At 46.6% G+C, this 25,359-nt stretch carries 24 protein-coding genes; 19 read left to right on the top strand and 5 right to left on the bottom strand.

Features of this window, described 5'->3' with window-relative positions; translation table 11 throughout:
* Position 1 precedes the first annotated feature (1 nt).
* The 19 genes from MIB40_RS07500 to MIB40_RS07415 all read left to right on the top strand — a co-directional run bounded on the left by MIB40_RS07500 (position 2) and on the right by MIB40_RS07415 (position 12,511).
* Positions 2-580, top strand: a complete 579-nt coding sequence (locus MIB40_RS07500; RefSeq protein ID WP_249692591.1) for a phage baseplate assembly protein V — start codon at positions 2-4, stop codon at positions 578-580.
* A 6-nt stretch (positions 581-586) separates the two neighbouring features.
* Positions 587-922, top strand: a complete 336-nt coding sequence (locus tag MIB40_RS07495) for a GPW/gp25 family protein (RefSeq protein ID WP_249692589.1) — start codon at positions 587-589, stop codon at positions 920-922.
* Positions 919-1,815 carry a baseplate assembly protein gene (locus MIB40_RS07490; RefSeq protein ID WP_249692587.1) on the top strand — a complete coding sequence of 299 codons (897 nt, stop codon included), beginning with the start codon at positions 919-921 and terminating at the stop codon, positions 1,813-1,815. Before MIB40_RS07495 ends, MIB40_RS07490 begins: the two co-directional genes overlap by 4 nt.
* Entirely contained in the window at positions 1,808-2,443 is a 636-nt protein-coding gene (locus tag MIB40_RS07485) for a phage tail protein I (RefSeq protein WP_249692585.1), read from the top strand. Before MIB40_RS07490 ends, MIB40_RS07485 begins: the two co-directional genes overlap by 8 nt.
* Positions 2,443-3,411, top strand: coding sequence for a phage tail-collar fiber domain-containing protein (locus tag MIB40_RS07480; RefSeq protein ID WP_249692583.1), 969 nt, complete (start codon positions 2,443-2,445; stop codon positions 3,409-3,411). The genes MIB40_RS07485 and MIB40_RS07480 overlap by 1 nt, the downstream gene beginning before the upstream one ends.
* Before the next feature lie 2 nt (positions 3,412-3,413).
* Positions 3,414-3,947 carry a hypothetical protein gene (locus MIB40_RS07475; protein WP_249692581.1) on the top strand — a complete coding sequence of 178 codons (534 nt, stop codon included), beginning with the start codon at positions 3,414-3,416 and terminating at the stop codon, positions 3,945-3,947.
* Entirely contained in the window at positions 3,944-4,429 is a 486-nt protein-coding gene (locus MIB40_RS07470) for a hypothetical protein (RefSeq protein WP_249692579.1), read from the top strand. The genes MIB40_RS07475 and MIB40_RS07470 overlap by 4 nt, the downstream gene beginning before the upstream one ends.
* A 6-nt stretch (positions 4,430-4,435) precedes the next feature.
* Positions 4,436-4,939 (top strand): hypothetical protein, encoded by a 504-nt coding sequence (locus MIB40_RS07465; RefSeq protein ID WP_249692577.1) that lies wholly within the window; start codon positions 4,436-4,438, stop codon positions 4,937-4,939.
* Complete coding sequence (locus MIB40_RS07460) at positions 4,857-6,146, top strand: phage tail sheath subtilisin-like domain-containing protein (protein WP_249692575.1); 1,290 nt, start codon at positions 4,857-4,859, stop codon at positions 6,144-6,146. The genes MIB40_RS07465 and MIB40_RS07460 overlap by 83 nt, the downstream gene beginning before the upstream one ends.
* Before the next feature lie 11 nt (positions 6,147-6,157).
* Positions 6,158-6,661: a phage major tail tube protein gene (locus MIB40_RS07455; protein WP_249692573.1), complete on the top strand. Its 504-nt coding sequence runs from the start codon at positions 6,158-6,160 to the stop codon at positions 6,659-6,661.
* Positions 6,662-6,671: 10 nt separating this feature from the next.
* On the top strand, positions 6,672-6,944 hold the full coding sequence (locus MIB40_RS07450; RefSeq protein WP_249692571.1) for a hypothetical protein: 273 nt from the start codon (positions 6,672-6,674) through the stop codon (positions 6,942-6,944).
* Entirely contained in the window at positions 6,944-7,189 is a 246-nt protein-coding gene (locus MIB40_RS07445) for a phage tail assembly protein (protein ID WP_237444896.1), read from the top strand. The genes MIB40_RS07450 and MIB40_RS07445 overlap by 1 nt, the downstream gene beginning before the upstream one ends.
* A gap of 160 nt (positions 7,190-7,349) precedes the next feature.
* Positions 7,350-9,659, top strand: a complete 2,310-nt coding sequence (locus tag MIB40_RS07440; RefSeq protein WP_249692569.1) for a phage tail tape measure protein — start codon at positions 7,350-7,352, stop codon at positions 9,657-9,659.
* 9 nt (positions 9,660-9,668) lie between these two features.
* Positions 9,669-10,061, top strand: a complete 393-nt coding sequence (locus MIB40_RS07435; RefSeq protein WP_249692568.1) for a phage tail protein — start codon at positions 9,669-9,671, stop codon at positions 10,059-10,061.
* Positions 10,061-10,270 (top strand): tail protein X, encoded by a 210-nt coding sequence (locus MIB40_RS19840; protein WP_406566441.1) that lies wholly within the window; start codon positions 10,061-10,063, stop codon positions 10,268-10,270. Before MIB40_RS07435 ends, MIB40_RS19840 begins: the two co-directional genes overlap by 1 nt.
* Before the next feature lie 3 nt (positions 10,271-10,273).
* Complete coding sequence (locus tag MIB40_RS07430) at positions 10,274-11,245, top strand: phage late control D family protein (protein ID WP_249692566.1); 972 nt, start codon at positions 10,274-10,276, stop codon at positions 11,243-11,245.
* A gap of 61 nt (positions 11,246-11,306) precedes the next feature.
* Positions 11,307-11,597, top strand: coding sequence for a DUF6127 family protein (locus MIB40_RS07425; RefSeq protein ID WP_237444900.1), 291 nt, complete (start codon positions 11,307-11,309; stop codon positions 11,595-11,597).
* Position 11,598: 1 nt separating this feature from the next.
* The gene (locus tag MIB40_RS07420; protein ID WP_249692557.1) at positions 11,599-12,057 is read left to right on the top strand and encodes a holin family protein; all 459 of its coding nucleotides are present in this window, start codon (positions 11,599-11,601) and stop codon (positions 12,055-12,057) included.
* A gap of 1 nt (position 12,058) precedes the next feature.
* Positions 12,059-12,511 carry a lysozyme gene (locus MIB40_RS07415; RefSeq protein WP_249692556.1) on the top strand — a complete coding sequence of 151 codons (453 nt, stop codon included), beginning with the start codon at positions 12,059-12,061 and terminating at the stop codon, positions 12,509-12,511.
* Here MIB40_RS07415 and MIB40_RS07410 read toward each other — a convergent pair.
* From MIB40_RS07410 to MIB40_RS07390, 5 genes are read right to left on the bottom strand one after another with little or no spacing between them, the layout of a single operon-like run.
* The gene (locus MIB40_RS07410) at positions 12,508-16,329 is read right to left on the bottom strand and encodes a helicase-related protein (RefSeq protein ID WP_249692554.1); all 3,822 of its coding nucleotides are present in this window, start codon (positions 16,327-16,329) and stop codon (positions 12,508-12,510) included. The two genes, MIB40_RS07415 and MIB40_RS07410, sit on opposite strands and share 4 nt — an antisense overlap.
* The gene (locus MIB40_RS07405; protein ID WP_249692552.1) at positions 16,330-18,255 is read right to left on the bottom strand and encodes a DUF262 domain-containing protein; all 1,926 of its coding nucleotides are present in this window, start codon (positions 18,253-18,255) and stop codon (positions 16,330-16,332) included. It lies immediately after the preceding gene.
* 53 nt (positions 18,256-18,308) lie between these two features.
* The gene (locus tag MIB40_RS07400; RefSeq protein WP_249692550.1) at positions 18,309-21,533 is read right to left on the bottom strand and encodes a DUF1156 domain-containing protein; all 3,225 of its coding nucleotides are present in this window, start codon (positions 21,531-21,533) and stop codon (positions 18,309-18,311) included.
* 7 nt (positions 21,534-21,540) lie between these two features.
* A complete protein-coding gene (locus MIB40_RS07395; protein ID WP_249692548.1) occupies positions 21,541-22,128 on the bottom strand; it encodes a DUF7680 family protein in 588 nt (195 codons plus the stop codon).
* Complete coding sequence (locus tag MIB40_RS07390) at positions 22,121-25,354, bottom strand: ATP-binding protein (protein WP_249692546.1); 3,234 nt, start codon at positions 25,352-25,354, stop codon at positions 22,121-22,123. The genes MIB40_RS07395 and MIB40_RS07390 overlap by 8 nt, the downstream gene beginning before the upstream one ends.
* Positions 25,355-25,359: the final 5 nt, after the last annotated feature.

The following is a 25,359-nucleotide window of genomic DNA, read 5'->3' as shown; positions in this document are numbered from 1 at the left end:
AATGATTGATTTTGAAATCACAGAATTGAATCGTCGGCTTGCCAATATGATTCTGCTTGGGAAAGTTATAGCGGCTGATTACAGTCAGCCAATACCAAAACTGCAAGTTAGGATTGGTGAACTTCAAACGGCTTGGTTACCTATGCTCATGCAACGCGCAGGCCCTGACATTAGTTGGTGGCCACTTGAGATTGGCGAACAGGTTGTCGTACTTTCGCCTAGCGGGGAGTTAACACAGGGTGTTGTGCTTGGTTCAATTAACCAAACTGATTTTCCATCAACAAGTAGCAGTGCTGACAGCCATAAACAGGTTTATTCAGATGGTGCAGTGATTGAGTATGACCGTAAAGCGCATCGACTGTCTGCAATATTACCGTCAGGCGCTAAAGCAATGTTGGTATCAGATGGCGGTATTAATTTTGTTGGTGATGTGACGGTAACTGGCGACATCAAAGCGTCAGGTGATATTACAGATCATACTCGTTCGATGAAAAGCGATCGGGACATTTTCAATAGTCATACTCATGCGGGCATTAAGTCTGGACCGGGTAACACGGCTCCGCCCAATCAATCGCAGTAACTTATTATGAATGGTATGAATCGAATGACCGGGGCAGTCGCTTCCGGCATTGATCACTTGCGCCAGTCAATTATCGATATCTTAACGACTCCTATTGGATCTCGCGTTATGCGAAGAGGCTATGGTTCCCGTTTGTATCAGATAGTTGATGCGCCAGTGAATCGATCGTTGATGGTTGAAATCTATTCGGCTGTTGCTGAGGCATTGGTGAAATGGGAACCGAGACTTGAGTTAACTCGAGTGCAAGTTGAAGAAGTTCATCCTGGCGGTTTGATGGTCAGCCTTGAAGGAATTTATCTGCCGGATAATAAGAGAATAGCAATAGAAGGGGTGGTGCTATGAGTGGGTTCAGTGCCATAGACTTAGCTAAATTACCTTCGCCAGATATCATTGAATCGTTGGATTACGAAACGATATTGCAGGGTATGTTAGCAGGCTTGCTGCAACGAGATGAAAGCTTCTCTGCTTTATTAGAAAGTGATCCTGCGTACAAAATATTGGAAGTGGCAGCCTATCGCGAACTGCTTTTAAGGGCGCGAGTTAATGATGGTGCTCGTGGTGTTATGTTGGCTTATGCGACTGGCGCCGACCTTGAAAATCTAGCCGCATTTTTTGGTGTTGAGCGTCAGCTTATAACTCCTGAGGATCAAGATGCGATACCGCCTCTTGATGCCATTTACGAAACAGATGATCGCTTACGTAAACGGGTTCAATTGAGCTTAGAGGGGCATAGTACAGCGGGTCCAATTGGTAGTTATGTCTTTCACGCGCTAGCGGCTAGTCCATTGGTAAAGGATGTGGATGTCTCAAGCCCTGCGCCAGGTAAGGTGAGCATTACTATCTTATCGACTGACGGAAGAGGTATACCCACTAGTGAAGTGTTGGAGCTGGTAGCGGAACAATTAACGGCGGAGCATGTCAGGCCCTTAACTGATGAAGTGGTCGTTAAAGCTGGAACCATCATTGAATATAACGTTAAGGCGAAACTTTTCCTTTATGAAGGCCCCGATGCAGAGGTCGTGAGACGTCAGTCGCAAGATGCCATCGATAATTACGTATACCGCCATCACCTTCTTGGGAATGATATTACGCTATCAGGTATTTATTCTGCCTTGCATCAGCCTGGTGTTCAGCGGGTTGAGTTAACAGAACCTATTAACACCATTGTTGTTGAAAATGAATCTGCAGCCTGGTGCAAATCGGTAAGCCTAGTCGTGGGTGGAACAGATGAATAAATCATTGCTTCCATTCAATGCAACTTATTTCGAGAGGCATGTTGAGCAAGTAACGAGCAAGACAGAGGTGCTACCCGTTCCGATAAAAACGGTATGGAACCCAACTACCTGCCCAGAAGAATTACTGCCTTGGCTAGCATGGGCTTTATCGGTTGATAACTGGAATAGTGATTGGCCAACAGCTGTTAAACGAGAGCAAATAGCAAACAGCATAGAGATTCATCGTCGCAAAGGTACGGTATTAGCCGTTAAGCAGGCTATGGCGGTATTTGGTGTGGCAGTGGAGCTTAAAGAGTGGTTTGAATTTAACGGACCACCCCATACGTTTTCGGTAATGGCTTGGGTTGGGGACAACTTTAGCGAAGACGCTCACCCTGTTTTGACTGAAGATTATTATCGTTCATTAAAGCATGCCATTGATTACTCCAAGCCTGTACGAAGTCATTACCAATTTAAAGTCGGCGTGTTGTTTGGTGGCGGTTTTTCAATTGCCACGGCACATCAAATCAAATCTTACATTCGCGCTGAAGGTGAAATGATTTTTTCTGAAGTTCAGCTTGATGGCGCAATCAGTGTGGCCGGTGCGAATCAAACACACAGTGTCACACGTATTAATATGGAGTTGTAATGAGCTCAGCATTTAAACCTGTTATCACCCAAGCGGGTATTACTGCAGTGTTTAACGCCACAAATTCTGGCTTAGAAGCCAATATTGTTGCCGTGGCGTTAGGGGATCAAAGTTGGTCGCCAACATCAGCAGCTACCAAGTTGAAACAAGAAAAACGACGAATACCCGTTGGTAACGGTAATAAACTGTCGCCGAACCAAATACATATAACAGCCATAGAAGATGGTCAGCAAGAGGCGTATTGGGTTCGGGAGGTTGGTTTCTACCTGGAGGATGGTACTTTGCTGGCGGTTTGGAGTCACCCGTCACAGCCGCTCGCCTATAAGGCTCCCGGTGTGGACTTGTTGCTGGCTTTTGATGTTGCTTTGAGTGCACTGCCCAGTGACAGCATCAATGTCATTGGTAATGGTACTGTTAATCTTTCGCCTGCAACCACAGCAAAGTTGGGAGTTGTTCGCTTTGCAACGGATACAGATGCGAAAGCGGGAGCTGTTAATAATGAAGTTGTTACGCCAAAAGGGGTGAGGGTTCATGGTGATGCCAGATATGCACGCGTATCGCACCGTCATCCGTGGAATGAAATTGATAGCAAGCCATCAACCTATCCCCCTTCAGGGCATAGGCACACGTGGACCCAGATAGATAGTAAGCCAAAAACCTTCCCGCCATCTAGTCACAGTCATGACGATCGATATATACGCCTTACCGAAGTGCCTAGAGCCGTATATGTGGATGTGCGAACGACTGGAAATACGGCCACAGGAAGCACTGCTTTAACTTGGGCGCTAGCGATTCATCCAAATAGTGGTTTTAACAATAACGATCATTTGGTCGTGAAGTATAGAAACCGCTATGTGCGTGGTACCGGTAATGGCAGCGCCTGGTGGACCGATGAATACACCACGACATTTATCAAAGCTGGATCTTGGCGTTCGATCGCAACCAGTACCAACGGCTTCTGGGGATAATTATGAAGGTCATTGTCATCTTTAATAAGTTCACTGATCAGTACATTGGCTTAACCTATGCGACTGATCAAATGAACGTGGATGAGTCGTCTTGTGATGAGACGCATTTTAAATATAAGACCGTCGAAATGGATCTCGATAAAGAGATTTGGGAAGGGAACTATGGCGATGGTTCAGTGATTCCGATTGCAAATCAGACCACGGTTATTACGGAGACCGAGCTGGATGCTGATTGCCAGGATAAGGTTTTTCGAGAATATCGCTATTATCATCAGCTCAATATTGTTTATCAGCTTTTAGATATGCTGATTGAAAAGTCGGCATTAGACGAGGCACTTTTGACTGAGTATCGTCGAATGCGTAAATACATCGACGATACTGTGGCTAACAATGAACGCTACAAGCAGGCGTATCTTACTCAAAATGGTTATGAGTACCGTGATAAAGCAACCGAACGCTCCGTATTAAATGCACAGCTTGAAGGTGGGCTTCACGAGGTTATAGGTCGTGCACCTCACCCTGGTACGCCGCAATGATCAGTGTTGAACCACACTTAGGTGAGCAGCAAGCTCACACTATTCGGCAAATGATTACATCGTTAGATGAAGCATACTGGCGTGACCGAAGTAGGCATAAACCTAACTTAGGTCTGAATGGTGAAGTTGGTCATTACTTCTCATGTGGTAGAGAGTCATTTCCTGAAGTAATTCGTTTGGCTGTCGATGCAATCGAACCAATCATTCCAGGGTATGAATGTGAAGATTGGGTGGTTAACAGAACCCTCCTAGGAGGGGGTATGCCTCCGCATATTGATAACGAAGGGTATCTGGCAGTCTCACTCCTGTGTATGCAAAGTAATAGCGGTGAGTTTCGTTGGTACGAAAACAATGATCTTGAAAAGCCGCAATCCATTTTGGATAAATCAGGTCAGCTGATTCGCTTTAATCAAATGCAGCTAGTTCACTCGGTTCCAAGTGCTCTATCTGAACGCTACGTCATCGTTTTTCTTTATAGGTAATTCAACATGAGTAAGACCATCAGTTCGCTGCTCTCACCTGAGCAGTGCGGGAAGCTATTGTCTGCGTCTCAGGAAAACACCGATGTGTTTCGAAAGAGTGAAGGTGTTTGGCGCCGAATGGGCACTAGAGGTAATCAAGTTTTATCCAACTATCGATTCTTAAAGTATTGGCGAATGCCTGCATCACTAAGAGCCTTAATCGATGATCTATTGCCAAATAATTTAATGGAAAATTCAAACGAAATTTGGTTGTTGCACTTTCCTGAAGGTGGGCAGTTAGATCGCTTTAAGGCAAGTAAAGGGCTGTTTAACTGCTTGTCGATTCCGCTCAATAGCAGTGGGAAATTCACTCTTTGGCAAGATGGGAAGCCTCAAGCGCTTACGAATACTGCAGGCGACGCTTACTTATTTTCACTCGACACAGAGCATGAAGTACCAATCACCAATCAAGAAGATTGGTATTTATGCTTTTTATTTTTACATCACATTGAGGTTGTCCCAAATGCCTGAACAATTTTTACATGGGGTCGAAGTCGTTGAAATCGACTCTGGACCTCGACCAATTCGCACCGTTCGCTCATCTGTGATCGGACTTATTGGCACAGCGCCTGATGCAGACGAAGACCAGTTCCCCTACCACACTCCCATATTAATTGCAGGCAAACGCAGCGAAGCGGCGGGCCTTGGTCGAGATGGCACCTTGCCTGCAGCCATTGATGATATTTTCGATCAGACTGGTGCCATGATTGTACTAATTCGCGTACCGGATTGGTTTGGCGAAGAAGAATGGCCAAGCTTTGAAGAAGAGTTCGAAGGCCCGTGGTTGCCGAATGTCGGCCAGATTATCGGCGGCATTGACGACGAGACTGGGCAGTACCTGGGGATTCAAGCCTTCTTAGCGGCAGAAAATGAAGTGCATGTTACGCCCCGTATTTTGATCGCCCCTGAGTTCAGTCATCACCCGGCAGTAGCAAACGAGCTTCTTTCTGTCGCTGAGCGGCTACGAGCCGTTGTGATTGCTGATGGACCGAATTACAACGATGAAGAAGCCATCGACTACCGGCAAATGTTTGGTAGCCCAAGACTGTATCTAATTGATCCTTGGGTTCGCGTTTGGGATGCCGAAGACAACGTCGAGGTGGTTCGTCCAGCCAGTGCTCGAGTTGCAGGGCTCATTGCTAAATCGGATGCAGAACGCGGATTTTGGTGGTCGCCATCCAATCGTGAAATTCGCGGTTTGATGGGCACTGCGCGCAGTGTTGATTTTGCATTGGGTGATACCAACGCCAGAGCAAACTTCCTCAATGAAAATGAAGTGGCCACCATTATTCAAAAGGATGGCTTTCGCTTATGGGGGAACCGAAGTTGTTCTGCCGATCCAAAATGGGCCTTTTTGAGTGTGCGACGCACAGCCGACATGATCAATGAGTCGTTACTTCGTGCGCATATGTGGGCCGTGGATCGCAACATTACCAAAATCTATATCGAAGATGTGCTCGAAGGTGTGAATGCCTACTTGCGACACTTACGAACAGTGGGTGCGATCATTAATGGTCAAGCTTGGGCTGATCCAGAATTGAATACTCCCGATCAAATAGCTCAAGGTAAGGTCTATATCGACTTTGATTTTACGCCGCCTTACCCCGCCGAACACATCACTTTCAGAAGTCACTTAGTGAATGATTATCTGGTAGAAATTCTGCCTGATGCAGCCTAGAGGAGACGAGCATGCTAGATGATATTTTGAAAAATATGGCCTTGTTCGTCGACGGACGAGGCTTCGCAGGAAACGTGGAAGAACTCACGCTGCCAAAACTCACTTTAAAAACCGAGGAGTTTCGCAACGGTGGAATGGATGCACCTATCGAAGTTGAGATGGGTATGGAAAAGCTTGAAAGCGAATTCACGCTCACACGTTTTGACAAAAATGTGTTGAAACTATTTGGCTTGGCGCCCGGCCAGCTTACGCCGTTAACGATACGTGGTGCAGTGATTTCAGATGACGGAACGCAAACAGCCGTGGTGGTTAATCTACAGGGCATTGTGCGTGAAATGGATCCTGGTAATTGGAAGCCCGGTGAAAAAGCGACCTTGAAGATCATGCTAGCGCTTCGCTATTACAAGCTAACCCACGGTGGTGACGTTGTTCATGAAATTGATATCCCCAACATGGTTCGCACCATTGGTGGTGTCGATCAGTTATCTGCGGTTCGTTCCGCGCTAGGCATTTGAGGAGTTGATAATGCAAACCGAAAAATATTACGTCATTAAGCCAACCACTCATAGTCGCAAAAAAGTCAGTTACGGCGATGAGTTAGCTTTAACAGAATCTCAAGCCCGACCACTGCGCAATGGTGGCTTTGTTTCACCCGATAAAGCAGCGGCACAACGCATCGCAGAGTTGGTGAAAGAAAACCAAACACTGCAAGCAAACCAAACACTGCAAGCAAAGAGTACCCAAGAAAGCGAAGCGCAAACCGAAGCAGACACTGAAGCAAAAAGTGAGGCCAAGTAATGGATAAACTAAAAATTGAACTGACTCATCCCATTGATATCGACGGTACCAAAGTAAGCGTGTTGCAATTGCGTCGGCCCAAAGTGCGTGACATGCTCAGTGTAGAAAAGAGTGTTGATAACGATGCCGAAAAAGAGATCCAGTTGTTTGCCAACCTATGTGAACTCACACCGGAAAACTTGCTCGACTTGGACATGGCTGATTACTCAAAGCTGCAAAAGGCCTATCAAGATTTTTTGTCTTAAGCCCGCGTGATGCTCGTTACGCTTTAGTGACTCTGGCCAGCCATACCGGTTGGGCACTTTCTGAATTACTCGAATTGAATGGCCATGAACTTATGCAGTGGCTGGATGTATTACCTCGCGTGCCAAAATCTTAATCAACTAAAAATTAATGGAGGCGCCAATGGCTCAGTCGTCATTTAAATTAGCTCTCCAAATCGGCGCAAGTATTGGCCAAAGCTTTCGTACGTCCGTAAGAGGATCTCAGTCTCAGCTTAATCAACTGGGTTCATCCATCAACAAACTGAAGAACCAGCAAGCGTCGATTAAAAAGGTTGAGTTAGGTGAAGCCAGTGTGGGTAAGGCTCGAGTTGCCTATGAAGCTGCCAGTAGAGAGTTATCTAGATTACGACGTGAAGTTGCCAGTACCGATCAACCCAGCAAGCAACTGACGCAATCCTTTGAAGCAGCAAAGCGTAAAACAGAGCGCCTGTCTGAAACCTTAGGTAAGCAGCGGGACCGATTGCAACAAAGTCGGCGTGAGTTACAGCAAGCGGGAGTATCCAGCAGAAACCTGATGGGGGATAACGCTCGATTAGGCGCATCGGTTGAACGCCTCAGCCAAAAGTATCGAAAACTGAATCAGGCCATGCGCGCTCAGGAGGCCAATAAAGCCCAGCGCGCAGACCTGCGAGGTCAGTTATTTGATGCAGTGGCATTAGGGGCAACGGTTGTTACACCGGTGAGCATCGCGGTGAATTTTGAACAATCCATTGCGCGCTTAGGTGCAATTACCCGCTCTGGTGATGATGCGCTTTTAGGGCTCGAACAAACGGCTCGACGTTTGGGTGAAACAACTCAGTTTTCAGCCTCCGAAGCGGCATCGGCCATGACCTTTTTAGGCATGGCCGGTTTTAAAACCAATGAGATTATTTCTGCAACGCCGGGCATGCTTAATTTGGCCCAAGCGGCTGGTAGTGATTTAGCGGGCACCGCAGATATTGCATCCAATATCTTAAGTGGCTTTTCTCTAAAAGCCGATGAGATGGGTCGTGTGGGTGATGTGCTTTCGGCCACGTTCACAACGTCCAATACCACGCTGCAGATGCTTGGTGATACGCTGAAGTATGCAGCTCCTGTGGCCAGTAGTGCCGGGGCGAGTATCGAACAAGTGGCTGCGATGGCTGGCTTGTTGGGTAATGTTGGCATTCAAGGCAGCATGGCAGGTACCGCATTACGCGCGGCGTTTTTACGTTTGTCAGCACCGCCCAAGGTTGCTGCGGATGCCTTAGCCAGCCTAGGTGTTGAAGTTAAAGATCTGGATGGCAACTTACGCTCGGTCCCTGAACTATTGCAGGAGCTAGCGCAAGCCACCGAAGGCTTAGGGTCTGCTGAAAGAGCCGAAGCCATTAAGCAAATCTTTGGCTCAGAAGCTTCCGCAGGTTTAACAGAATTGCTCAAACAAGCTGGCTCCGGCGCATTGGATTCTTATATCCAGCAGCTACAGCAAGCGAAAGGCACCGCCGATACCATGGCTAAAAAAATGAGTGCCACCACAGCGGGTAGCCTGAAGCGATTGGGCAGCGCACTTGAAAGCGTTGCTATCAGTATTGGCAGTTTATTGTTACCAACCATTGCTGCAGGCGCTCAGCTGTTTGCCGGAATGGCCAGCTGGGTGTCGGGTGCTGCGCAAGAATACCCATGGCTTACTAAAGTGATAGTCGGTGCAACGGTAGGTTTAGTTGCACTGAAGGTGACTGCTATCGCTGGCGCTTATGCGTTCACTTTTTTAAAAGGTGGTGTACTTAGCTTGGTGACTGCATACCGAACCTTGAGTGCTGGCATCGCCATGGCGCAAATGGGCATGGCGCGGATGAATGTCCTATCGGCTCTATCTGCTGTTCGAATGGGAGTGGTGACCGCAGCGCAATGGGCAATGAATGTAGCCATGACTGCCAACCCGATCGGACTCATTGTTGTGGGTATTGCCGCATTAGCGGGTGCAGCTTTGATGCTGATTAAATACTGGGAGCCCATCGGTGAGTTCTTTTCAGGCCTTTGGGACGGTGTAAAAAATATTACCAGTGGTGCCGTGGATTGGCTGCTAGGCAAGATGAACTTACTAGCAAAGCCTTTCGAGTTATTAGGTTCTGCCTGGAGCGCTGTTTCTGGTTGGCTAGGGGGTGATGAATCTGAGGATGCGCCATCTTCAGGTAATAAACGAAAGCTAGCGACAGCCGCCATTGGGGCATCGCTAGCGGCGCAACCTGCAATGGCATTGCCGGATTCAACGGTCAACGCACTACCTCAAATTCAAGCAGTCAGCGCTGCTACTCATAACCAACAGTCCGTCAGTATTGATGCGCCAATTACCATTCATGCTGCACCCGGTATGGATGAGAGAGCTATTGCCGGTGAAGTTCAAAAAGCACTGGAACAACGAGAGGCGCGAGCGGCAAGTCAGCAAAGAGGAGCGCTTTTTGATGAAAGTTAAGGTGGTGCTATGAGCGAAACCATGATGGCGTTAGGCAGTTACCGATTCTCCATCGACAGTGCGGCTTATCAAGAACTAAAACACGGCCAAGCCTATCGTTGGCAAGCTCAAGAGCGACTACAACGCCGACCAGCGATGCAATTTTTGGGAGCCGGTGAAGAATCGATCGAGCTTAGTGGTGTGATCTATCCACACTTTAAAGGCGGGTTGGAACAACTGGATACCATGCGTGCCGAAGCTAGCAAGGGGCAGCCGTTGTTACTGGTGGATGGATTAGGTTTTGTCTGGGGGCAATGGGTTATTACTCAAATTGATGAAGGGCAGTCATTCTTTCAAGGAAACGGTCAACCGCTTAAACAAAGCTTCCAGCTTAAACTTGTGAATTATGGAGCAGATAACTAATGGCGACTTATCGAACGCGCGATGGCGATATGTTGGATGCAATTTGCTTGTCGTACTACGGCCAAGCGGATGGTTATCTTGAGCCTGTTTTAACTTCGAATCCCGGTCTTGCTGATATGGGTCCAGTCTATCCCTCTGGCTTATTAATAGAGCTGCCGAACCTATCGGAGCAAAACCGAAGCCAAGAGACTATTCGTCTATGGAGCTAATACATGAGAACAATCTTTAGGATTCTGGCGGATCAGCAAGACATCACTGACACAATCCGAGATCGTCTGTTATCGCTTCGCATTACCGATGAGGCAGGTAATCAATCCGATACAGTTGAGCTGCAACTGGATGATCGTGATGCAAAAATACAATGGCCGAGCCATGGCGCGGAGTTGGATATTTCTCTAGGTACCGATCAAAACCAATTGACCCGCATGGGTTTATACATTGTTGATGACATCGAGCATTCAGGGCCGCCAAACACCATCACTGTTCGCGGCAAAGCAGCGGATATGCGCGCTTCAATCAAGGCGCCTAAAACCCGCAGTTGGGGTGGTATTACGCTGGGCGATTTGGTGCAGACGATAGCAGGCGAGCATGGTTTATCTGCAAAGATATCTGAGCAATTGGCTTTGATCGCCATTGAACACATCGATCAAACCAATGAATCTGACTTGCACTTATTGACACGCTTAGCTCGGCAACATGGCGCCGTAAGCAAACCCGTTGCAGGCTTTCTGGTATTTGTTTCCAAAGGCGAAGCCAAGTCAGCCACCGGGCAGCAGTTGCCATTAGTTGAGATACCAAAGCACCAAATTTCCCGGCACCGTATGACGCAAGCAGAGCGTGGTAAATACCAATCCGTGAAAGCCTACTGGCATGACAATGACACAGCGGAAAAACAGAGTGTATTAGTCGGTGATGGCGAGCCGGTCTTTGCCATTCGCCATACCTACAACGACGCCCAAGAAGCGACAAGAGCGGCTACAGCTAAACTGCAAAGCTTACTCAGAGGCACAGCCATGCTTTCGCTAACATTACTCGGCAGGCCGGAGCTACAAGCCGAAGGAAAGTTTCGTATTGCAGGTATCCGCGATCCGGTAGATGGTGATTGGGTCATTAACCGTGTTGAGCACCAACTAGATTCCAGTGGATTTCAAACCCGGTGTGATGCTGAAGTCCCCAATAACTGATAAGACATTGTTGTATTTGAAACCGCCCATGAGGCGGTTTCGTCATTTTAGGAGGTTGTAAATGGCACCAGCCAAAGAAAAAGAAAACGGCATGGTGGTTGTGCCGAAAGACGAATTTGAAAGCTTGTTGAATAGCGCCGCAGAGCGCGGTGCTGAACGTGTACTAGCGCATCTAGGTTTAGAAAACGGCCACGCCGCTAGGGATATACGAGAGCTTCGAGACTTGTTGGATGCTTGGCGGGATGCCCGGCGTACCGCATGGCAAACCGTTATCAAAGTTGCCACTACAGGCATTCTCGCCACCTTGCTGCTAGGCGCAGCCATAAAACTAAAACTGTTCGGAGGACAATAATATGCTCACATTGTTAGGTAGCCTACTTGGCTTTATTTCGAGTGCCTTTCCAGACTTGCTGAAAATCTGGCATGACAAACAAGACAGAAAACACGAGCTACAGATTCTTGATCGACAAATGGAACAGATGCGTCTTGGCCATAATCAAAGACTCAAGGAAATTACCGTCAATGCGGATATCAATGAAAGCCTCGCATTACTAAAGCACGACAGCCAGCCTTCTGGAGTAAAGTGGGTGGATGGACTTCGAGCATCTGTGCGCCCGGTGATCACTTACGCATTTTTCCTATTGTTCACCGCCATCAAAGTCTGCGCGTTGTATGTGTTGGTTTACGATCAAGGCCTAGATTTCATCATCGCTTTGCCACAAATCTGGGACCCGGAAACACAAGCATTGTTTGCAGCGGTGATGAGCTTCTGGTTCGGTCAACGAGCCTTGGCAAAAGCCAGGGGGCATTGATATGCGCCATATTACCCAAGATGGCATCGACTTGATCAAACGATTCGAAGGCTTTAGCTCGACGGTTTATATCTGCCCAGCCGGATACCCAACCATCGGCTATGGGCATTTGGTCCGTTCGGGCGAATCTTTTCATGAGATCAGTGAGACTGAAGCTGAAGAGCTATTGCGTAAAGACGTTGAATCAGCAGAACGAGCGGTCCTGCGTTTGGTGAACGTCCCACTAACAGATGGCCAGTTTGATGCATTGGTTTCATTTACCTTCAACCTTGGATCAGGGGCCTTACAGCGTTCGACTCTTCGAAGAAAGGTCAATCACCAAGCTCATGCTGAAGTGCCAGAGCAGCTAATGCGATGGGTATGGGCTGGTGGCCGGAAGTTGAATGGTTTGATTAAACGTCGTAATGCAGAAGGGGTTGTATATGCCACTCCTGCATCTGGTCTTAAAGCTTAATTAATCTCATCAGGTGTTTTTTTAATACTCTCGATAACTGATGTTGCAGTTTGTCTTCTGGCTGACGTTCTGCTGCCATCAACTCTTCGTGCAAGAGATTCTAGTGCAGTATTTACCACAAGCACTGGAGTATCGATATGCCCCTCGCCCTGTTTGGGGAAGTTAGAAGCAATCAGCCCAGCAGAGAGTACAGATTCAAGCTCTCTTGGAATGCTATTCATCCTTACCGCAGAATCACGTTTGTGAAACTGTTCTTCTAAGGCTTTGAGTAAGGCGGTTGCGTTATCGTCTAGCTTGCTCATTTTGAGCTTGGATGACATCAAAGATCGAACAATCTGGTTGTTAAGTACTACTTGGGCCTTTGCTTGACGAAGATTGTTCTTTTCTACTGTTTCAAGTTTTGAAAGCGTTCGAGAAAGTGTAGCTGCGTAGTTATCTATCTGCTTTAGTGAACGTTGTAACATGCTCTCATCGTCAGGAGCCTCGACGTGAGATGCTTTTATCGCCTGTTGTACAGACGTCACTAATTGGATTCTGTTATTTGCATCCGTATAAGCGATCGCTGCTGCAGATACGCCATGATTATCAGACTCAATGATATGAAATGGTTGAGTCTCTAGTTGGTCAAATATGAAGCTCATTAGCCGTTCAAATACAGGCTCGCCATAGGTCGCAAAATAAATAGCGTCACCATTTGGCAGGCCTTTATCAAATAAGGAGCGGTCTGTCGTCAGCGTGGACCCGTTGGCAATATTTTCGACATTGTTAAGCTTAATATATTTTTTACATTCACTAATTTCGCAGCCTAGACTTTTCAAGAATTCTGACTCAAGTAAGACTTGCCAGATGTCATCCAAGGTCGCTGGTAAAGCTTGTTTTTTGTAAGATTGGCTCAAGCGAACATACACATTAAACATTTCTTCAACGGGTACTTCCATCAAGCGGTTATTGCTTTTTTGGCGAGCGGCACGCTCCATGGCAGATTGTTCGACTTGCTTTTCAGACATTGAGCCATCGGCCAGTTTTTGAAACTCTTCGGTTGTAACTGGAAGCATTGAAAACTGCTGTGTGCCGACAACCAAATTCGCTTTGGCTAAACGCTGTAATAATCTTTCATATACGAATTGCTCTGCGGAGTCGGCAAAGCATAAATTAAGTACATATATTTGATTGTGTGTTTGACCGATACGATCGATACGACCGATTCTTTGTTCAACCTTCATCGGATTCCATGGAAGGTCATAATTAACAAGTAAATCGGCGGTCTGTAAGTTCAAACCTTCAGCAGCAGCATCAGTACATAACAGAATATCTATGTGACCCTGAACAAAACGGTGCTTAATAACGTCACGCTCAACACCAACCATTTTATTTTTATCTGGATCATAATAGCTGCCACCTTCACCAGAGTACGTTCCAACTAATAACCCGGGGAATTTGGCCTGTAGGCGTTCTCTAATATCGTGAAGAGTATCCAGAAATCGAGTGAATATGACCGTCTGCTTTATGCGCTTGCCTTGAACCCTGGGTTTAAAGGCGGTAAGTAGTGCGCGGAATTTATTTGAGTCTTCATAAATATTTTCAAGCTCTGCCAGTAGTACGTCAAGTTGCTCTCGTTCCCACCTTAAATCATCAGCCGTTCTATTATTAAGCATGACCTCAACAGCGTCTTTGTCGTCATCTCCGCCATCAATCAGTAACTCTTCGAGCTCGTCATTATCTTTAGGGTCATTGTCTGCCTTAAGGTGATGGATTAACGTCGTTTCGACTTTGGCTTTACGTCTCGTTAATGTAAGTTTCAGTGCCGATAAGCTCGAGGCGAACCGTAAGCGCAAAAAGCTCAGGTAGAAGCCTAGAGCAACTTGCCCAGGTTCATTCAAACCATTGGAAAGTAGCTGTTCCCTCAATCCATCACAATACTCGCCGAGTAAGCCATCGACCTTAGCTTCTTGAGCCGTGAAAAGAATTTTAGGTGTTGGGATAACAGTACGGTCAGCTAGGTTTGCATTCAGCTTACCTTTTTTACGGTATATCTTTAGGAGGTCACGAGTGTGTCGCTGCATCACACGCGATAATGGCGCGGCTGCAAACAAAAGTCTCGCTAACGCGGGCAGCTCATAAGTCATGGGCACAGTGCCACGAGTCAGCCATTGTTGAAGTGAAATCTTAGAAACAGGGTCAATCACCACTTCATTTAAGTAGGACCAAAGCTTAGGGTCGAGCTGCTCAATACTGGTGACCGCTTTACGAATAAGCTCCCATTCGTCTTGTTTAATAGACTCTCCGCTTGCGACAGCCGTAACCAAACGGTAGTAGGCGAGCATCAGAGATGGGTCAAATTGAAACGCACCAACTCTGTTAGATAGCCGAATCAAGTCACTGACTTCAACCGGATCAAGCTGCATTGGGGTTGCCGTGGCTAGCAGTAATGAACGACAATTACCTCGTAAGTGATCAGAAATTGTCTGGTATAGCTGATTGTAACGTGGGAAGCCACGTGTGCCTTTCTGAGAGTTTTGGCGACGAGCATAGTGGGCTTCATCAACCAAAGTAATATCAAAGCCATCGGCCTGATCAATAAGCTTACGGCGTTCTTTTCGTGCCATTAAGCCTGTAGAGACGATACAAAGGTTTGGGTCATACAAACTGGGTATGTTGTCTCGCTCTTCCAGAGGGAAGATGGATTCTCTGCAAGCGCTTGGTGAAGCTGTTACGCGATCAAATCCAAGAAAGAACTTGCTCGCCATTTCTCGCTGCCACTGGCGCGTCAAACTTGCAGGTGCCGCAATCAATATACGTTTTGCCCGTTTGCTTAAATAGAGTGACCGAAATGCCAAACCCGCCTCAATGGTTTTTCCAAGCCCTACCTCGTCACACATTAAATGCGATGCCGGATAATTCTCAATAATGCGCCGAGCAACCACTTCCTGATGAGGCCATGCTTCAACTGGCGCAGTGTACATACCCACATATTCACCGTTGGGCATAAGTGGCGCATACTTTATTGCTGCAAAACGTAGAGCTTCCTCGGCAGAAAGCTGAGGTAATGAGTCCTGAGCAGGAAGATTGTTAATCTCAACGGGAATGGTGATGCTTTCAGAAAACCGCAGCAGATTCTCTCTAACAGCGGAAGGTAAATCTTTAACGACAAAAGCCGGGTGCTCATTTTTCCACATGGCATCAAAAGATTTCGCAGCATCTGCAATTTTTGCCTTTTCCTTTTTACCTTCCCAGGAACAATCGATATCAACATTTTCAGCATTGCGCTTCAGCGCGGTTTCAGACTCATTCCAGGAGCCACTGGCATACAAAATGTCGCCAGCGTCGTCGTATCCTAGTGCCCATTTCTCATGCACATATCCATCTTCACTTGAATCCAAGCTTAAACTTTCACCAGTGTCTGCATGCTTGCGTAACGCAACTTTGATTTCAAGATGCCCGTGATTTACCATCCATGACAATAGCTCAACACCACGCTCAGCTTCTTCTGGCCATTCACTTTTCCCAGCAAGCTCATCATTAAGATGGTTTTCCAATGTTGCCATTTGACCGTCGATTACAGCCTGTACATCTTGTGGGGTCATATCCACACCGGCAATCAATCGCATTTTTCCTTCTCGATTAACTAAGGATGTCATGCCTCTGCTAGCCAGTGCTAAAGATGAAGAGCGGAAAAAACCTGCAACGCGATCATAGCGCACAACTCGTTGAAGTAACGGGATGTAAAACTCTCTCAGTATGTCGACCGCTGGAGCGCCAGGCTCCCGAACTTGAGACGTTTTATAGCTATATTCCCAAGGAAAGTCTTTTAATGGCATTTACTCGCAGTCCTCGTTATTTGTTGTCTCATGGTCAAATTGATACTGGCTGCTGAGAAGGCTAACCATCATTATATTTCTTTGTTCAATATCACCTTTTTTCCACTGCTCGATCGATGATAGTGAAACGTCCTCGTCATTCGACTCGAAATTTAGACTGTTCAAATACAAGCCATTCTTATAGCCAATGTCGATTTTATGCCCGGCTGCAGTAATTTCTGTTTTTGATTGTTTCCTGTCAAAGCTTTGATTTGACAGGCGAGAGTTATAGCCACTTAGCGTAAGATTACCCAGGCAATGAACGCACTCATCTTGGATCTCTGTTGCTAAGCTAGCGTCCCCATCAGCAATCATATCTACCCAGTGGGCTGGAATATTTTCACCCTGTGGGAATACATGCTCTACCGTCCAGATATATTGCCCTTTGTTATTTCTAGCCCAGAAGTCAGGTTTGTATTCACGACTATGAGCACGCTCATCCAGTTTTACCAATACATAGCGAGCCATCTGTTTGTTGTAATAAAACAGGTTGTCACTCAGAGCGGATTCGAAGGATTGCAGTGAAGCAGGTTCCCCTCGTCCTTTGCAGTAGGCGCTAATAACAAAGTCGAGATCGAGAGTTTGACCGGTCTTGACTCTCGATTCACAGGCCTCAATGACATCAATTTGTAATTGATCAAGGTCTCTCGTGCTGGGAGTGTCCGTAATATTTCTTCGAACAAAATACTTCTGCAAGAAATTTACAACGCTAAGTAAGGTGTCATCACTGGCGAAGTGTTTTTCATCCAGCGTCATCAAGTACATCAACAGTGTGTTAGACGGAACTGCGCCGATCCGGTTTAGATCAACCAGCGCCAATCCCAGCGGGGTGCTTTCATCAGGTTGAGTGATTTCTCCGTAGACCTTAGCTTTTGCAACTAAATCATCAAAAATAAACTTGGCATTGCTTTCAATGATTTTCTCGTAAATCGCAATCAGCGTTGAGGAGGTTGCTTTGGCTGTAAACGATGGCTGGCCAATCTTATCTTTATGCTTAAAAGCATTATAGAACTGCCTTAAAAAACGGTCCTCCACATCTTCAATGTCTTCTAGCATTTCTTGCCAAAGCTCATAGGCATCATCGATAGAAACCTCGTGTTGACGCTCCATCTCTGCCAGCATTTTGTTTTTGATAATATCAACAGCGGTTAATGGCACGCCTCGGTTGTTCAGTGTTTCAAACAGACGAAAGGCGTTAGCGTGAGAGTTGACCGAAATATGGACTAATTGCAGCTGATTGATTTTTTCGGCCAATAGCATTAATGCATCTATTGAGTTTGGTAAACGATCTAAAAAGTAGCGATAAGCTTTCGCCATTAGCCTGTTACCAAAGTGGCTTGGGCACTTTATTGAATCTGCCAACACGCCTGAGCTAGAAAGAATATGTAGATAGTCATCGAGATTGTGATTTTGGCTAGATGGCTGAACCCGTAGCAATACAATACGCTTACCTGACTTGATTGCACCGCGCTGATCTTCAACATCTGTTTTGATTTTTCTAACGAGCTGCAAGCCTATGCCTCGGCGTTTAGCCTTTATCTCGTCAAGGTCATCTTCATCAAAATCTTCATCGCTTTCAGCAGCGTCTAAACAGAGGCTTAACTTTTGGTACAAGGCCGAAATCAACAAGGAGAGCGTAGTCATACGCTGTTGGCCATCGATCAATTCAAAAACAAGGTCGTGGCCAGGCTTGCGCTTACTATTTTCGTCAATGCAAATTATCGAGCCAATGAAGTGTCCTGCTTCATTTTCATCAATATCGTCAAATAGCTGAGTCCAATTATTTTGTCGCCAGCTATAAGCGCGCTGATACTTGGGCACATGGTAATGTTCATTACCGTTATCAGATTGAATGATCTTAGAAAATGTTTGTTCAGACGCTTGCATGTCGAGTTCCGTGTTAAGTTAACTGCGGCCTAACATTGTTAGGCCTCCCTGTTTTACTGCCTTAAACCAAACAGCAGTGCTCGAGCTTCATTACGCGCCTCTGGGGTTTCGGCTTCTTCACCCCAGACTTCAAGCAAGTCGAGTATGATCTGGTCATTGCCTTCTCGCTGTTCGTCTAGGTAAGCACGCGCAACCGGCACATCACCTTCGCGGAATTTCAGCAACAAACCATGCAGTACGTCCCAATCGGATTGCGGTTTAGCAATGCGGCGCTGGCTTCGCTCATCAGGTTTAGAAAGACGAAGCTTGGAGCCCTTTTTAACAAGAGGTGCGGCATAGCCTTTATCTTCAGCGGCTTGGCCAGCCACCACTTTACGGCCACCAATATCGGTGTTGATGCCCACCATGCGGCCTTCAATACCATAACCACCGGTACGTGTTTCGAGGCTGATATTTAGTGAGCGAGACAGGTTAAGTACTTCAGAGAAGGCTGCGTCGTTGTGCCCCCAAATGCCGTACATGGTTAACGCCATGGCTGTTTCAGTATCTAAGTCGTCGACTGAAATACGTCCGTTTGTAATCTCTGTAATTTGGTGAGCAGCTACTACACGGCTGGCTTCATTCATGGCACGAATCGGCGAGACCTCTTCGTCACCATCCATTACCGGCCAGTTCTCACTTAATACCTGCAGAGCGCGGCCGTAACAGGCAATCATCTGGTCAACGGCGTTGAGTTTTAATGGTCGGAATTCATCAAGACCAGCCTCTACGGCGGAGCGAATTTGGTGTTGTACGCCAGAGCCACCCAGGCCTGACCAAAATGCTACTTGGTTATTTTCAATCGTTCGCTTACGGCATGTTATGAAAATTGTGCTCGCAGCCGATGCTTGATTCATTTGGTGAGTTGAGTGGCCGCTTTCCGATTCAACCGGGAAGCAAGAGGTGATTTCCCAGCCAGCTTCAATTAAAGAGCGTGTTAATGTTTCCCAAGCATCCTGTGCCTTGTGAGTAAACATTAAGGTCATAACTCCATCATCTTTTACTACGCGTCGTGATTCGGCAAAAATCTCTTGCATCAAGTGTTCATACTCTTCCTTAGCTTCTTTTCCACTACCTTGACGTGTGCTGTTTGCAACAGCTTCTTCTTTTTTATTTGTTAACCTAGGCCATTGAATTTCTGGATACAGGTCTTTTAAAGTACGCTTTTGCCACACGTGATAGAAATCTGATAGCTCAGCATACTGAACATTGTCATAGTAGGGGGGGTCCATGCATACCAAGTCTACACTCCTATCTTTTACCCCTGAAATATAAACACCACTCCCATTGATTATCGTTAGACGTTGTTTTTGCATATCAACACAGTGTGATAATAAATTAGCTATGCCTTTATATGCATCTAGTATTTGAGACAAGCCCCATGCGATACCAGAACTTGGGCCAGACAAAATAATCTCACCATAAGTCCATTTCAGAGAAAAGTCATGCCTACCAAAAGTACCAACAATAACTCCTCTACTGAAGTGCCAGCGTGTTTGTCTACTGCTGTAATCTACAATTTTATCTATAGCAAACTGTAGATAGGTAATAACCGCTCTACCTTTTTCAAATCCAAGTTGGTTTAATATTTCGGTCTTTAATTCTTGTAATGTCTCGAGTGACGTTAAGTGTCCAAGTAATTGGCGAGCATTGAACATTTCACTGTATGTATTGACGCCATATCGTAAAGGTTCACTTGTTTTACTCCCGATTGGCAATTTTTCAGATGGGATTAAATCAAGCTCCTCAAAAGAAGACCATCTTTGTTCAAGGGTATCCTCTGCTCTTGATATAGCTTGATAGTCGCTTTGATTTGGCGCTCTAAAAAAACGGACTTTTTCAGTTTTTACTAACCCTTTTTTAGGTCCTGAACTAAAATATTGTGGGTTACCATTTTTGTCCAGTTTAGGTTGGAATCTAACAGAAACAACGGCATATAATTCATCTTTCCACTTACCTAGAGGTGATTCTCCCCTGGATTGTTGTTTAATTTCGTCTCCATCAATTGCTTGCATGCAATGAACGCATTTTCCTATCGCTTTTTTTACGGTGCCAATTTCGGGGTCTTCACCCGCTGGGCCTTTATCATTTTTAACTTGATACACTTCAAAATTATATTTGGCATTCTCTTCTGAACCGTTAGTGTTGATTTTCACACCCCAAGGATTCTTTGCCTCTTTGGAAAGCCAGCAAGTATTCAATAAAGGGGTTTTAGCTCGACAACTAGGACAGGTAACTTGGCGACAATAAAGAAGGCCAGTTTGATCGTACTCAGGTAAATCAAATTGCTCGAACAACTCAGGGCATTTTTCGAGATGCCTTTTAAGTCTATTTTTCTCATATTCTGGTAGCGGCGAAAAACTGGTGAACGGCTTCATTTTATCTTCGACAGCAGATACCATTCTTTTACCCCAGAGTTCTATATCTTCATAGAGGGACTCACCAAAGCGAGCGGGAAAATCTAGCGTGGCATGTAGGATGGTTGATGCTACAGGGTTTAATTCGTTCGCAATAACATTGTGACCTAAACGAAGTGCTTCAAAGGGTATAGAGCCTCCCCCTGATGTTGGGTCAAGAACGGTTAAACCAGATGGCGATGGAGTGTGATCATTTTGGTAGGCTCGGCCATACCCGTATAGATCTTCAGCATCCCACTTAATTCCGCTGCCTAATGCATTTTTTACATCATCACTTTTTGCAAATTCAATTCGTTCGTTGGTATGAGCTGGGTCGCCCATAATACGTTTAATACTGAGATTTTCACCGGAGTGTATCTGACCGAGCGATTGAGATTCTTGCTCCCAGCGCTGCAAAACTATGTGGTTTGCTAGTTCTACAGAATGGGATTTTAATGTGGAAATTACTTCTCTATTCTTGGCGCGGCGAGCCTGCTCTTTTTCAAAAGCGCGAATAACTACCGCATCGACATGGAGAGATTCGATCCCTCCTTGCTTGCCGATACGTTCTGCTAGTTTTCCGGTTATCACCCAGTGACTACCAGAAAGCTCTATGACTCTTTTCTCTATGCCCAACTCTTTAATAAACGCATCAATATCGGCTTTTTCCGGATACAGTGAGCCTGCGATTGCTGCCCGACTTGGAGTAAGTGGCCTACGAGCCCACCAAACATGTAAGAAATACAAGGGTGGTAGTGCAGAACTTGAGCCCCGCTCACGCGCAGTCTCCGCGCCTACTTGATGACATGGGAACCCAGCTTCAATCAATCGTCTATCTGTCATTTTCGTCTTACCTTAATTTATTGAGCTGGCGCACAATGCCTGCGTCTTGGTTGGAGGTGCCACATAACATGGTTCTGAGGCCTGCCACGGCCCATCGATTGGCATCGCTGCCGTAGTGGGTGGTTCGGCCTAGCCAGTAAGCCGCTTCTTCTCGGCTAAAGCGTTGTACACGTCTTGCTAGCAGTTCTAGGCGATCAGGGTTGTGTAGCCGCGATTGCAGTTTAAAAATTAAGGCGAGTTTTGCACCTGATTCTTCATCAAGAGGCAAGTTGTCACGTAGCTTTAAACCTTCTTGGCTAATAAAGCGTTGCAGCTCCAGCGGAATACCGCCTTCATCGACCACATGCTCTAATATGGGCTTAATCCGAGCTTGTAAAAACTTTAGGTTTTCACCGTACAGGGTGCCTCGGTCGCGCAAGCTACCCAGACTTTTACCGCTGTCGCTGGTTTCTTTTTCTACCCGCTCTTTGATCACCAGTACGGTGCTGGTATGGTCAGCGCGTTCGGTAAATCGCAATACAAACGGTGCGGTTCGCCAGCGATTTTTTAGGGTTTTGTCAAAAAGCTCCTGGAGCTTTGGTTTCTTTTTACTCATCAGCTTGTTTTACCAAATCTAAAAATGCACAGTCTTCCGGTGCATTTTGAATATCAATCATTGCTTGGCTCTGCTCGCCCACGCTAGTGAGATCGGCAAGCACGTCAAACAACTCGCTTAAGGCCTTCATGTCTTTGGGGCTGGCGTTAATTAAATCCAAACCCAGCTTGCCCCCATGTGGCAGGTCTAACATAGCCAGCCGCAATGTATCGGGCTGGGTGGTTGCGCCTCTGCTATAGAGTGAACTGATCTTATTGAGCTGTTTATGCAGCGTTATAGCAAGTCCATGGCCTTGTTTTGTGTAACGGGTATCTTCTGGTTGAACCCAGCCTTTCTCGGCTGCCGTAGCTGGGGTGACCAACATGTCGTCTTCTTGGGTTTGATGGAACATGGCAGAAGAACCATAAACAAGATCAGGGTTTTCTTGTTCGCCTTGTTCCTTCACTTCATAGGTGTAAACGCGGCCGCTTTGCACCACGTTATCAACCGCTTCTAATACAGTGGCGTTTTGTACGTTGCCGTGTTTCTCTTGCACTTTTTCAATGACATCTTTTACTTTGGTGCAGGTTTCTTCGGCCATCGCTTGTTCAACCCACTGCTTAACTTGCTCTACTGCAGGCTCTGCTTCTGGGTTCCAACCGCGTTGTTTAGCGCCTTGTTCTGATACCAATTTCCAGCCGCGTTCTGACAGATTTAAATCCAGTGGAATACCACCGGTTTCTCGGCTGTGAAAATGTTCTGGTTTGGTCGATTCCGACGATTCCATGCGGTAAATACACCACTGGCCTTTCTCGACACCACTTCGAACAATTTGTTCTAACACTCGCTGGTTATCTAAAATTGGCCAGCGACGGTTTTGGTTGAATTGATTGGTGATTTGCTCCATTGACGGGGTTTGGCTAATGCTGCCAAAAATCAATTGTCCAAGTTGCAGTAGCATCGCTTGTGTTGTTGCTGCTTCTGAGGTGATTAATTCACCTTCTTCGGTCAGTACGCGGCGAATCTCTTCGTCGACAGAAGCTCCGCCTTCGCCACCAGCCTGCTTAATGCTTTTTTGAGATACCTGGCCAGATGCACCGGGGAATAAAATGGTGTCGTAGGCTTGTGCTACCGAAGTTTGCAGCGCCATTTCACGTTCTTTTAACTTGGCAGTAAAACCGCTTTCCTGCAGCTTGGCTGCAGACATGCCGTAATCTTCGGGCTTACTTTGCAGGCGGCGCATAGCGATAACGGTTCTGGCGACGTCGTTAAGTCGGTCTTTACGGTATTGTGATTTCTTAACGCGGTCTTCGCTCCAGGTATCGCCAGCCACTTGTACCGTTTCAGGCACTAACATAAATACGTTGTTTTGCTCTAAACGAGGCTGACCGCTGCCGACGGAGGTGGTCATTTCGGACGGGTCAATTTTATTGGCATCAAGTCGTACTATGGCCAATACCGGGCGGCCAGTTTTGTCGGGCACATGCTCGGGGGCAGAAACATCTTGAGCAACCTGGAAAGTTGGGCTGTTATGACTGACAACTTTGCGGGCAACGACCGTGAGTTGCTCGTCAACATCATCGAGCTGAAGACCTTGTTTTATGGTTGATACAATTCGTGCTTCGGTTGGGTCAGTGTGGGCGTAGTAACGACCGTCTTTAGTCCTTAAATAGTAGGCTTCGTTGGCTATGGCTTTGAGTGCCGCTTCGACCTGTGAAGGCGGAATGTTCGGCATGGCAACTTCGAGTAAGGCATCCGCAAAGGTAATGCCAAACACATTGGATGATAAACCTTCGCCGCGACCAACCAGACTGTGAAGGAATACCGCTTTCCAAGTCCACTCGTAAAGTGGCAGGCCTTGAGGGTGGGGGTTGTTACGGTCTAGGCTTTGAGCAACTGACACGCCCATTTCAAGATTGTTGGAATCTGCGCCACCAATGTCTGCATTCAATACGGTGAGTAAATCGTTAGCCCCTGTGCGGCCGATTAGCTCATCCGCTAAATCAGGGTTTGCCATATTTAGATGGTTAGTATGGATCAGCTGAATCTGTAGGCTTTGCTGCCAAATGGTACGGATAGCCATGGCTAGAACGCGCAATACACCTCGCGTACCTTGAAAACTTTCTGCCCCTGCGAGCTTATTGGTAAGGTAAGCAATAAAGCTGGGGTGGAACGGATAGTTTGCTGCAATGGATTTTTGATAGTCGTCGCGGGTAGCGCTATCGGGTAGTTGTGAGCCGCTGCGCTTATACATTTCCATGTAGGCGTCTGCAGTGGTAGCAGCTTCCGCTTCATTGATACTGGTAAATAAGCGGCGAGCGAGAACCCGCGATATTTCAGTGGGGCGAACCGGAACTGTAGTTGTAGCATCCCGTTTAACAACGCTCATAATACTTTGGCTGGCACGTTGAGCTAAGGCTGCAGCTTCTTCTTCATCTACTTGGCGGCCCAAAGTCGAGGACAGTACGCCTTGTAACATGCCGGTTTGGCCTTGGAAGGCATCACTCTGACTGGCCAGTGTCATAACCACACTAACGCCATCGTGGGTTCGAGCGTAGCCCAGTAGCGCCATTAAGAAGGCGCTAATCTGCTCACCGCCACCGACATGCGCGGCTTCATAACGTGTTGCATATTGAGCCAACTCGTCAAGCATGATTAAGACCTTACGGCCCTCGAACATGCGTTCTAAGAAATACTGACCAGGAAATGCCTCGGACGTGACTTCTTTTATATTGTCGTTGTAGAAGCTTTCTCCACCTAGGTTAAGTGCCATTTCTCCCCATAGGGTATATGCGAGAACCTTCTCGCCACTGGGTGCAATAACTGGCATTTCATCGCAAGCGATGGCGACAACATCAACACTGCCTGCAGGCTGTAATATGTTTTCATCAACAACATCTGAAGCGGCAGCGGCTATTTCTGACCCACGATGCCCTAGGTGTGTTAGTGCAATAAGCGTGTGGGTTTTACCACCACCGAAGGCGGTTTCTAAGCGGTGAATGGCAGGCTTGCTGCTATCACCGTTAAGACGCCCCATCACGTCACGGACAACCCGACAAAGACCTTCTGTTGGGAAGGTTGCTTCTTTAAAGAAAGCTTCTGCATCGGTATAAATGGAGTCGATAGCGCTTCCTTTACCAGAGTATGCTGAAGCGACCTGGCTGATGGAGGCGGTAAAGATTTCCGGGTTGAAGGAACCTTGGATAATATCTTTACGAGGTTCGCACGTGTTTAAAATTGACTGCATATTTG

The organism is Aestuariirhabdus haliotis (assembly GCF_023509475.1).
Taxonomy (GTDB): domain Bacteria; phylum Pseudomonadota; class Gammaproteobacteria; order Pseudomonadales; family Aestuariirhabdaceae; genus Aestuariirhabdus; species Aestuariirhabdus haliotis.
Note: the sequence above shows the minus strand (reverse complement) of the source record. Positions and strands in the feature narration are given on the sequence as shown.

Bases quoted from the DNA above. Each gene is read 5' to 3' on its own strand.
- MIB40_RS07445 (WP_237444896.1), top strand. From the start codon at position 6,944: ATGGATAAACTAAAAATTGAACTGACTCATCCCATTGATATCGACGGT.
- MIB40_RS07440 (WP_249692569.1), top strand. From the start codon at position 7,350: ATGGCTCAGTCGTCATTTAAATTAGCTCTCCAAATCGGCGCAAGTATT.
- MIB40_RS07500 (WP_249692591.1), top strand. From the start codon at position 2: ATGATTGATTTTGAAATCACAGAATTGAATCGTCGGCTTGCCAATATG.
- MIB40_RS07410 (WP_249692554.1), bottom strand. From the start codon at position 16,329: ATGCCATTAAAAGACTTTCCTTGGGAATATAGCTATAAAACGTCTCAA.
- MIB40_RS07420 (WP_249692557.1), top strand. From the start codon at position 11,599: ATGCTCACATTGTTAGGTAGCCTACTTGGCTTTATTTCGAGTGCCTTT.
- MIB40_RS07400 (WP_249692550.1), bottom strand. From the start codon at position 21,533: ATGACAGATAGACGATTGATTGAAGCTGGGTTCCCATGTCATCAAGTA.
- MIB40_RS07470 (WP_249692579.1), top strand. From the start codon at position 3,944: ATGATCAGTGTTGAACCACACTTAGGTGAGCAGCAAGCTCACACTATT.
- MIB40_RS07425 (WP_237444900.1), top strand. From the start codon at position 11,307: ATGGCACCAGCCAAAGAAAAAGAAAACGGCATGGTGGTTGTGCCGAAA.
- MIB40_RS07405 (WP_249692552.1), bottom strand. From the start codon at position 18,255: ATGCAAGCGTCTGAACAAACATTTTCTAAGATCATTCAATCTGATAAC.
- MIB40_RS07415 (WP_249692556.1), top strand. From the start codon at position 12,059: ATGCGCCATATTACCCAAGATGGCATCGACTTGATCAAACGATTCGAA.
- MIB40_RS07390 (WP_249692546.1), bottom strand. From the start codon at position 25,354: ATGCAGTCAATTTTAAACACGTGCGAACCTCGTAAAGATATTATCCAA.
- MIB40_RS07475 (WP_249692581.1), top strand. From the start codon at position 3,414: ATGAAGGTCATTGTCATCTTTAATAAGTTCACTGATCAGTACATTGGC.
- MIB40_RS07495 (WP_249692589.1), top strand. From the start codon at position 587: ATGAATGGTATGAATCGAATGACCGGGGCAGTCGCTTCCGGCATTGAT.
- MIB40_RS07435 (WP_249692568.1), top strand. From the start codon at position 9,669: ATGAGCGAAACCATGATGGCGTTAGGCAGTTACCGATTCTCCATCGAC.
- MIB40_RS07450 (WP_249692571.1), top strand. From the start codon at position 6,672: ATGCAAACCGAAAAATATTACGTCATTAAGCCAACCACTCATAGTCGC.
- MIB40_RS07460 (WP_249692575.1), top strand. From the start codon at position 4,857: ATGAAGTACCAATCACCAATCAAGAAGATTGGTATTTATGCTTTTTAT.
- MIB40_RS19840 (WP_406566441.1), top strand. From the start codon at position 10,061: ATGGCGACTTATCGAACGCGCGATGGCGATATGTTGGATGCAATTTGC.
- MIB40_RS07455 (WP_249692573.1), top strand. From the start codon at position 6,158: ATGCTAGATGATATTTTGAAAAATATGGCCTTGTTCGTCGACGGACGA.
- MIB40_RS07485 (WP_249692585.1), top strand. From the start codon at position 1,808: ATGAATAAATCATTGCTTCCATTCAATGCAACTTATTTCGAGAGGCAT.
- MIB40_RS07465 (WP_249692577.1), top strand. From the start codon at position 4,436: ATGAGTAAGACCATCAGTTCGCTGCTCTCACCTGAGCAGTGCGGGAAG.
- MIB40_RS07430 (WP_249692566.1), top strand. From the start codon at position 10,274: ATGAGAACAATCTTTAGGATTCTGGCGGATCAGCAAGACATCACTGAC.
- MIB40_RS07480 (WP_249692583.1), top strand. From the start codon at position 2,443: ATGAGCTCAGCATTTAAACCTGTTATCACCCAAGCGGGTATTACTGCA.
- MIB40_RS07490 (WP_249692587.1), top strand. From the start codon at position 919: ATGAGTGGGTTCAGTGCCATAGACTTAGCTAAATTACCTTCGCCAGAT.
- MIB40_RS07395 (WP_249692548.1), bottom strand. From the start codon at position 22,128: ATGAGTAAAAAGAAACCAAAGCTCCAGGAGCTTTTTGACAAAACCCTA.